Origin of the sequence: Sedimenticola hydrogenitrophicus (assembly GCF_025175675.1) — a bacterium.
Lineage (GTDB): Bacteria > Pseudomonadota > Gammaproteobacteria > Chromatiales > Chromatiaceae > Sedimenticola > Sedimenticola hydrogenitrophicus.
Map to the genome: position 1 here is coordinate 22,759 of NZ_JANIOA010000050.1, position 6,210 is coordinate 28,968.

At 59.7% G+C, this 6,210-nt stretch carries 6 protein-coding genes; 1 reads left to right on the forward strand and 5 read right to left on the reverse strand.

Annotation, left to right across the window (positions count from 1 at the left end; all coding sequences use genetic code 11):
• From NPX02_RS18810 to gap, 5 genes are all read right to left on the reverse strand, one after another.
• On the reverse strand, positions 1-1,404 hold the full coding sequence (locus NPX02_RS18810) for an NAD(P)(+) transhydrogenase (Re/Si-specific) subunit beta (RefSeq protein WP_260295480.1): 1,404 nt from the start codon (positions 1,402-1,404) through the stop codon (positions 1-3).
• Between the two features lie 15 nt (positions 1,405-1,419).
• Entirely contained in the window at positions 1,420-1,704 is a 285-nt protein-coding gene (locus NPX02_RS18815) for a proton-translocating transhydrogenase family protein (RefSeq protein ID WP_260295481.1), read from the reverse strand.
• Between the two features lie 162 nt (positions 1,705-1,866).
• Entirely contained in the window at positions 1,867-2,967 is a 1,101-nt protein-coding gene (locus tag NPX02_RS18820) for a Re/Si-specific NAD(P)(+) transhydrogenase subunit alpha (RefSeq protein ID WP_260295482.1), read from the reverse strand.
• A 336-nt stretch (positions 2,968-3,303) separates the two neighbouring features.
• Positions 3,304-4,119, reverse strand: coding sequence for a posphoenolpyruvate synthetase regulatory kinase/phosphorylase PpsR (ppsR, locus tag NPX02_RS18825; RefSeq protein ID WP_260295483.1), 816 nt, complete (start codon positions 4,117-4,119; stop codon positions 3,304-3,306).
• A gap of 15 nt (positions 4,120-4,134) precedes the next feature.
• Positions 4,135-5,163, reverse strand: a complete 1,029-nt coding sequence (gene gap / locus NPX02_RS18830) for a type I glyceraldehyde-3-phosphate dehydrogenase (RefSeq protein WP_260295484.1) — start codon at positions 5,161-5,163, stop codon at positions 4,135-4,137.
• Between the two features lie 149 nt (positions 5,164-5,312).
• On the opposite strand from gap, the gene NPX02_RS18835 reads away from it, so the two are divergent.
• Positions 5,313-6,068 carry a class I SAM-dependent methyltransferase gene (locus tag NPX02_RS18835; RefSeq protein ID WP_260295485.1) on the forward strand — a complete coding sequence of 252 codons (756 nt, stop codon included), beginning with the start codon at positions 5,313-5,315 and terminating at the stop codon, positions 6,066-6,068.
• The last annotated feature ends 142 nt before the right edge of the window (positions 6,069-6,210 follow it).

The following is a 6,210-nucleotide window of genomic DNA, read 5'->3' on the forward strand; positions in this document are numbered from 1 at the left end:
TCAGTGCCCCCCACCCTTCAGCGCACTGGCCAGCCCCTCGCACACCGCCTTGGCGTCGCCGAAGATGAGTGCACAGTTGTCCTGGTAATAGAGCAGATTGTCGACACCGGCATAACCGGGATTCATGGAGCGCTTGATCACGTAGATCTGCTTTGCCTTGGAGACATCCAGGATCGGCATGCCGTGAATCGGGCTTGACGGATCGGTCTTGGCCGCCGGGTTGGTCACGTCATTGGCACCCACCACCAGGGCCACATCGGCGGTGGGAAATTCCGGATTGATTTCATCCATCTCCAGCACATGATCGTAGGGGATATCGGCCTCGGCCAGCAGCACATTCATGTGGCCCGGCATACGTCCCGCCACCGGGTGGATGGCAAACTTCACCTCCACGCCCCGCTCGATCAGCAGATCCATAAACTCCTTGAGGGCGTGCTGGGCCTGGGCCACCGCCATGCCGTAGCCGGGGATGATGATCACCTTGCCGGCATCCTCCATCCAGTAGATCGCATCCTCCACGGACGCGGAACGGACCCCCTTCTCCACCGCCAGGGCCGCGGCACTGGAGGTGCCCGCCGAGGAATCACTGCCGAAGCCACCGAAGACCACATTGATAATGGAGCGGTTCATGGCCCGGCACATGATGTAGGAGAGGATGGCGCCGGAGAAACCGACCAGTGCGCCGACAATGATCAGCAGGTTGTTCTGCAGGGTAAAACCGGTGGCCGCCGCCGCCCAGCCGGAGTAGCTGTTGAGCATGGAGATGATCACCGGCATGTCGGCGCCGCCGATCGGTATGATCAGGGTGAAACCGAGCACGAAGGAGATCAGGGTCATCAGCGCCAACGACACCACACTCTCGGTCATGCCGAAGTGCACGCCGAAGGCGACAATGGCCAGACCCAGGGCGGCATTCAGCAGGTGCTGCCCCTTGAACACCACCGGCTTGCCGCTGATGATGCCCTGCAGCTTGCCGAAGGCGATCACCGAACCACTGAAGGTGATGGCACCGATCACGATGCCGACGGCCAGCTCGGTCATCAGTACCGGGTTCAGGGTGCCGGCGGCCGCACGGTTGACATAGGTACCGATGGCCACCAGCACCGCCGCCATACCGACGAAACTGTGCAGCGCCGCCACCAGTTGAGGCATGGCGGTCATCTTCACTTTCGCTGCCAGCGCGGCGCCGATCACGGCCCCGGCGGCGACACCGGCAATGATCAACCCGTAAGACTGCACCTCGGCACCGACCAGGGTGGCGATGATGGCCAGCGCCATGCCGGCCATGCCGTAATAATTACCGCGCCGGGCGGTGGCCGGATGGGTCAATCCCTTGAGGGCGAAGATGAACAGAATGGCGGAGACCAGATAGGCGAGCGCCTGGTAATTGGCTGAGATCTGCATTGCAAACGGGCTCCCTTATTTCTTCTTCTTGAACATGGCGAGCATGCGATTGGTCACCAGGAAGCCACCGAACACATTGATCGAGGCCAGCAGCACCGCAAAGAACCCCATGATCTCCGCTGCGGTACTCGCCTCTTCCAGGCCGGTAACCAGCAGCGCCCCCACGATGATAATCCCCGAGATGGCGTTGGTGAGCGACACCAGCGGCGTATGCAGCGACGGGGTAACGCCCCAGATGACGTAATATCCAATAAAGCAAGCGAGCACAAAAACGTAGAGTGCTACCAATGTATCAGGCATCTAACTGCCCTCCTGTTAATTTTCAATCGTACGGCATGGCCAATCGTGCGGCATGGGGCGTGGCGGGATCTGTTTCAGCTACGCAGTCGGCGCTTCTGCGAACCGTCAGGCCGATAACGACGATCCGCTGGTCGCCTCTCCCCCGATGACAGCGTCCAACAACTATCCGGATTCAGGCCTGACCAGTGCCGCCTGGGTAATCTCATCCTGATCGAGATCGTTCAGCACCGGGGCGCCGTCTTCCTGGGTGACCATGATATCGAGCAGATTGGCGATATTCTTGGCATAGAAGGCGCTGGCGTCTGTCGGCATCATGGCGGGATAGTTGGTGTGCCCCACCAGGATCACCCCCTCCTTGCTCACCACCTGATCTTTTTCCGTCAGCGGGCAGTTGCCCCCGGTCTCCGCGGCGAGATCCACTATCACCGATCCCGCGCGCATCCGCTTTACTACCGCTTCCGTCACCAGTACCGGTGCCGGACGGCAGGGAATCAGTGCGGTGGTGATCAGGATATGCGCCTTGCTCAGCTCGTCGGCCAGCAACTGCTGCTGTTTAGCCTTTGCCTCATCCGAGAGCTCCTTGGCATAGCCCCCTTCGCCGGCACCGCTCTCGCCGATATCCAGGTCGATCGGCTTGGCACCGAGGGAAAGGATCTGCTCCCGGGTCTCCGGACGGATATCGTAGGCGTATACATCCGCGCCGAGGCGGCGGGCGGTGGCGATCGCCTGCAGGCCGGCCACCCCCACACCCAGCACCACCACCCTGGCCGGCTTGGCCGACCCGGCGGAGGTCATCATCAACGGGAAGAAACGCCCGAAACGATTGGCCGCCTCGATTACCGCGCGAAAACCGGCGATGTTGCTCTGGGAGGAGAGCGCATCCATCGATTGGGCTCGGGAAATACGCGGCACCCGTTCCAGTGCGATCGGCCGGATATGCTTGGCGAACAACGCACGCAGGGTGTCGTCCTCTTCACAGGTCTCGATAAACCCGACCAGCACCGCGCCATCCGACATCAGGGCGATCTCTTCCAGGCTCGGCTTGCGTACTTTCAATACGATATCGGCCGCCAGCGCGGCGGCTCGGTCCACCAGGGTGGCGCCCGCCTGCCCGTACTCCGCATCGGTGAAATGCGCCGCTTCACCCGCGCCCTGCTCAAGCAGCACGGTAAAGCCCTTGGCGACCAGTTTTTTTATCACATCAGGCGTGGAAGCAACCCGCGCCTCCCCTTGCCGTGTCTCTCTAGGTACCCCAATTTTCATATTATTCAGCTTTCAGAGAAAACCCACAAAAAGGGTTAATTTATTAATAAAAACAGGCCATTATGATTTTTAAAATTACACCGTACAAGCGGGAAATCTTATGGAATGCCAAAGTATTTTTTATCTGCGCAGTTTTCTTGATCTTGCCGGCCGCCGAGACATTCGACCCCCCCATGTATCACCAGTGTAGTAGTTTTTTTGTAACTACTCACGGGGTGATTGGTCTGCCTTGTTGGCCGATCTTGGTCCAGCCATCGTGTGAGGCCAACAAGGCAGACCAATCAACTCCAAACCTGGTGAGTAGTTACGTTTTTCTTTCCCCTTCAGAGATTCTCGTCAACGCGAGCGAATCGCCTTGGCGATGCGTGAAGAAACCTCTTCGATCGAGTGGGTGGTGGTATCGAGCACCCAGATGCCGTGCTTCCTGAACATCGTCAACGCCTGCCGCACCTCCGAGGCGCAGCGCTTCAGCGAGGCGTAGTCGCTGCCCGGCCGCCGCTCCTCGCGGATCCGGTTGAGGCGTGGCGGATCGATGGTCAGGGCAACCAGCTTCTCCTTGTGTTTGAGCAGGTCGTCGGGGATCCGATTCAGTTCGAAGTCATCCGGGGTGAGCGGATAGTTGGCGGCCTTGATACCGAAATGCATGGCCAGGTAGAGGCAGGTGGGGGTCTTGCCGGAACGCGAAACCCCGATCAGGATCACATCCGCCTGATCATACTTGTCCAGCCGGGCGCCATCATCGTTCACCATGGCGAAGTTGATGATATCCATCCGGCCCTCATAACTGTCGCCATTGCTCATACCGTGACTGAGACCGGTCTTGCCGGAGGGATTGACCCCGAGCTCCCGGCTCAGCGGCGCGATAAAGGTGTCGAACAGCTCGATATAGAGACAATTGGAGCGTTTCAGGATGACCCGGGTCTCATACTCCACCATAGTGGCGAACACGATCGGGCGGGCGCCATCCCGCTTGGCCACCATGTCGAACTGTTTGGCCAGTTTTCTGGCCTTCTCGATGGTGTTGATGAACGGCATATAGATGGCCTTGAACTCGATGGTCTGCTCGAATTGCGAGATCAGGCTGCGCCCCAGGGTTTCCGCCGTGATACCGGTGCTTTCCGAGACATAAAATACTGTGCGTTGCTGGGTCATCTGCTTACCGTTGTACTATGGATTCAAGTGCGGACCGTGCGCCATGGCAATGGCGGTATCCAGCATGCGGTTGGCAAATCCCCATTCATTGTCGAACCAGGTAACCACCTTGGCGAAATGATGATTGCACACCTGGGTCTGGTTGCTGTCCACAATGGAGGAGCGGGAATCGTGGTTGAAATCACAGGAGACCAGCAGTTCCTCGATATAACCGAACAGCCGCCCCCCCTGCTTCTCGCTCAACGCCTTCAGCACCTGGTTGACTTCCTGCCGGGTGGCCGGCTGTTCCAGTTCCACCGACAGATCCATCATCGAGACATTGATGGTGGGGACGCGGATCGCCTGGGCATGCACCCGGTTTTTAAGCTCAGGCAGGATCCGCACCACACCTCTGGCCAGGCCCGTCTCCACCGGGATGATCGACTGCAGCGCGGAACGGGTCTTGCGCAGATCCTTGTCATAGGCATCGATCACCGGCTGGTCATGCATGGCGGAATGGATCGTGGTGATCAGCGCACACTCGATGCCGAAGCTCTCCTGCAAGGCGTTCAGTACCGGAATGATGGCATTGGTGGTACAGGAGGCATTGGAGACGATGGTATCGGTCGGCCGCAGCCGGTGATCATTGACGCCATAGACGATGGTGGCATCCACGTCCGGCTCCGCCGGGTGGGAGAACAGCACCCTGCCGGCGCCGGCGGCGATATGCCGTTCGGCATCCTGGCGAGTCTTGAACACGCCACTGCATTCGAGCACCAGGTCGACTTCCAGCGCACGCCAGGGCAGTGACTCGGGATCGGGCTCGCAGAGCAGTGAGATCTTGTCACCGTCGATCAGCAGATGGCGCTCATCCCGGGCCACCGTTCCCGGAAAACGCCCGTGCGTGGTATCGTACTTAGTCAGGTGGGTCACCACTTCGAGATCGGCCAGCTCATTGATGGCGACGATCTGGATATGGCGGCGAAAATGGTCGGACTCATACAGGGCCCGCAGAATGCAACGGCCGATGCGGCCATAACCATTGATGGCGACTCTTAGTTTCATGTACCCGGATACTCGATGTTTAGGGACTGAGCGATCAATGCGGACCGTTGACGAAATCACAAGAGTGCGGATTTTCCCATATTTGGCGGGCATTTCCCAGCCGGGCATATGCCGACCGCATTGAGATTCCGGGAGGGTAGGTTTCCAGCATGCAAAACAGCTTCAAGGATCACTTTTCCAAGGCTTCTACCGCCTATTCGCAATACCGGCCGGGCTACCCGCCGGCTCTGTTCGAATACCTCGCTTCCCTGACCGGGTCCCGGCACACCGCCTGGGATTGCGCCACCGGCAGTGGCCAGGCGGCGCTGCAGCTGGCCGCCTGGTTTGACCGGGTCATCGCCAGCGACGCCAGCAGCAACCAGATCGCTGCGGCCAGCCGCCGCGGCAACATCGATTATCGGGTGGCGCCGGCGGAACAGAGCGGCCTGGCCGCCGCCGCCGTCGACCTGATTACGGTCGCCCAGGCACTGCACTGGTTTGATCTGGAGGCATTTTTCAACGAGGTAAAACGGGTATTGAAAGCCGGCGGGGTAATTGCGGTCTGGAGCTACAATCTGCTGAAAATAGATCCCGGCATTGATCCAGTTATCGACCGGCTGTACCACGACACGTTGCGGGGTTACTGGCCGGTGGAGCGGGCACGGGTGGAACGGGGCTATGCCGATCTCCCCTTCCCCTTCGACCCGGTACCGGCAATTCCGGAGTTCGCCATGACCGCAAGCTGGAACCTGCCCCAGCTGCTGGGCTATCTGGGCACCTGGTCGGCGGTACAGCGGATGATTCAGGAGCGTGGCGATGACCCCCTGGAACAGATCCGCTCCGCCCTGTCGCAGCGGTGGGGCGACCCCGAGAGGGAACGTTCGGTGGCCTGGCCGCTGAGCATCCGGATCGGCATCCACTCCTGATCTCAGACGGTTGGTCGCCGGAGGTGGCCGAAGGTCCTTCCGTGCTGGCGGCTACTTCTCAGCCCCGAACCGGTAAAAAATCTTTGTTCTCGCCAAGACGCCAAGAACGCAAAGTAGAATGTAACTACTCAGCCGGTCTGTA

Excerpts from the sequence above, each read along its gene's own strand:
- NPX02_RS18810 (WP_260295480.1), bottom strand. The coding sequence starts at position 1,404 with ATGCAGATCTCAGCCAATTACCAGGCGCTCGCCTATCTGGTCTCCGCC.
- NPX02_RS18815 (WP_260295481.1), bottom strand. The coding sequence starts at position 1,704 with ATGCCTGATACATTGGTAGCACTCTACGTTTTTGTGCTCGCTTGCTTT.
- NPX02_RS18820 (WP_260295482.1), bottom strand. The coding sequence starts at position 2,967 with ATGAAAATTGGGGTACCTAGAGAGACACGGCAAGGGGAGGCGCGGGTT.
- ppsR (WP_260295483.1), bottom strand. The coding sequence starts at position 4,119 with ATGACCCAGCAACGCACAGTATTTTATGTCTCGGAAAGCACCGGTATC.
- gap (WP_260295484.1), bottom strand. The coding sequence starts at position 5,163 with ATGAAACTAAGAGTCGCCATCAATGGTTATGGCCGCATCGGCCGTTGC.
- NPX02_RS18835 (WP_260295485.1), top strand. The coding sequence starts at position 5,313 with ATGCAAAACAGCTTCAAGGATCACTTTTCCAAGGCTTCTACCGCCTAT.